Source organism: Bartonella sp. ML69XJBT (assembly GCF_028618515.1).
GTDB lineage: Bacteria > Pseudomonadota > Alphaproteobacteria > Rhizobiales > Rhizobiaceae > Bartonella.
On record NZ_JAQITB010000089.1, the window covers coordinates 1 to 2,229 of the forward strand.

General features: G+C 36.7%; 1 protein-coding gene and 1 pseudogene. Both read left to right on the plus strand.

Annotation, left to right across the window (positions count from 1 at the left end; all coding sequences use genetic code 11):
* Window positions 1-344: pseudogene (locus tag PVV68_RS10110) on the plus strand (DUF3987 domain-containing protein); the annotation flags it as partial.
* A gap of 572 nt (window positions 345-916) precedes the next feature.
* Window positions 917-2,229: DEAD/DEAH box helicase family protein (locus tag PVV68_RS10115; RefSeq protein WP_273783010.1), on the plus strand; the 1,313-nt coding region annotated here is incomplete at its 3' end.

Consider the following 2,229-nt stretch of genomic DNA (forward strand, 5'->3'; position numbering starts at 1 on the left):
TTGAAGTTGGTTTCTCCTCTCTTTCTATGGCATTACGTTGGGAAAAATATCTGATAAGTCACGCAAAACGTCTTTATGCGGCGTGTGATCAATTAACAGCAGAGCGGGCAAAATTGATTGTCGAACGTTGTGATCATTTACCCGATGTTTTTACAGCAAGAGATATCTATAGACGATGTTGGAGTTCTTTAAAAGATAATCAAGCTGTTAAGCAAGCTTTAGAGCTTTTATGCCGTTGTAACTATATTCGTGAATTTCCTATAGAGGGGAATGAATTAGGTCGGCGTCCTGATAAACGCTATGAGTGGCATCCTTTGGTCAAAAACAACAGCATAAAACAATAAAAAAACTCTTTTGAAGTCTTAAGACAACCACGCAAAACTCTTTTTATGGTATTCTCATCAAGGAACTTTTCTCCAAAAGCAAATGATCTGAGTGGCTTTGTAAAAAGAGTTTTGTCAGTTTAGTCAGTTCATTCTAGCCCCTATAGCATTTTTTTTAAATGGTAAAAAATTAAAAACATTATATTTCAATATGTTAGTATTTTAATGATACAACCCTTATCAAGATACAACCCATAAATTCAATCAATAATATATATTTGTCAGTTTGTGTCTGTAAATTGAACTGACAAAAGTGATCATTTCAATGACGCATAAAACATATCAAAATAATCATTCTGATGTTTTTAAACACATAGTGCATTCGTCTTGAATGATATGTGAAATAAATAGCAAATTTCACTATTCTGTTGTTGATAAGCATGATTTATAAAATTTATTTTAAGCGATTTATGGGTTTTCTGCTGCTTTTGTCTCATTTTGTTATCGCTATTTCTTTTGAATCAATTTAATAGACTTCATTTCGTTTCTTTACGAGTTTTGATCTTGCCATAGCCAATGGAGTTTATCTTAATATGCTTCAATCTGTTAAGTCTGATAATAAACAAGTCACTTTACGTTCTCTCTTAGAATATTATCGTCAACAAGCAAAATCACCTCGTGAATTGGGAACGCTGTTTGAAAACCTTGTCATGGCTTATCTCATGCAAGACCCGTTGCAAAAGCAAGAATACGAAAAGGTTCAAACTTATTCGGAATGGGCTGAGGAACATGATGAAGATGGGCGTGATATTGGTATTGATCTGGTCGCTACAATCCGTGATCAAGGAGGATATGCGGCTATTCAATGTAAATGCTATGATGCTTCTCACATCATTAAAAAAGAAGATATTAATAGCTTTATCGCTGCCTCTGGGAAAAAGATTTTTACGCGTCGTATTTTGGTTGATAGTACCGAAAGCAATTGGAGTGATAATGCTAACAATACTTGTGATGGACAAGAGGTTCGTATTCAACAGATTAATCTGTTTGATTTAGAAAACAGTCAAATTGATTGGGGCGCTTATAAAGAACGAGGACAAGCTGTCCTTAAAGAACAACCGAAAAAAAAGCTTTTAGATCATCAAAAGGATGCACTGAAAGCTGTTTGTGAAGGTTTACAAGAAGCAGACCGTGGCAAGCTTATTATGGCGTGTGGAACGGGCAAGACTTTCACTAGCCTTAAGATAGCAGAGACCATAGCAGGTCAAGGCAAGCATGTTTTGTTTTTGGTGCCTTCTCTTGCTTTGATGTCACAAACAATCCGTGAATGGACCCTTGATACAGAAGTGCCCTTGCGTTCCTTTGCGGTGTGTTCGGATACACAAGTAGGCAAGCGTCGTAAAGGGAAACAGGATGATGAATCTGGTCTGGATGCTTCTGATCTTGTCTTACCGGCTACCACGAATGCAAAAGAACTTGCCCGTAAAGCCAATAAGACCTCTCTTGATGTGATGACTGTGGTCTTTTCGACCTATCATTCCATTCAAGTGATTTCCGATGCACAAAAGGAATATGATTTACCCGAATTTGATCTGATCATTTGCGATGAAGCTCATAGAACAACTGGGGTTGTATTGGGAACAGACAAGCATGAATCTGAATTTATCAAAGTTCATGATAACAGCATTATTCGGGGTAAAAAACGTCTGTATATGACAGCAACGCCAAAAATCTTTGCTGATAGTGCAAAAAAACAAGCCCATGAGATGAATGGCATTTTGGCGTCTATGGATGATGAAGCACTCTATGGAAAAGAGCTTTATACCTACACATTCTCTAAAGCCGTGAAGAATGAACTCTTAGTTCCTTATAAGATTATTGTCTTAGGCGTTAATGAAGAGGAAGT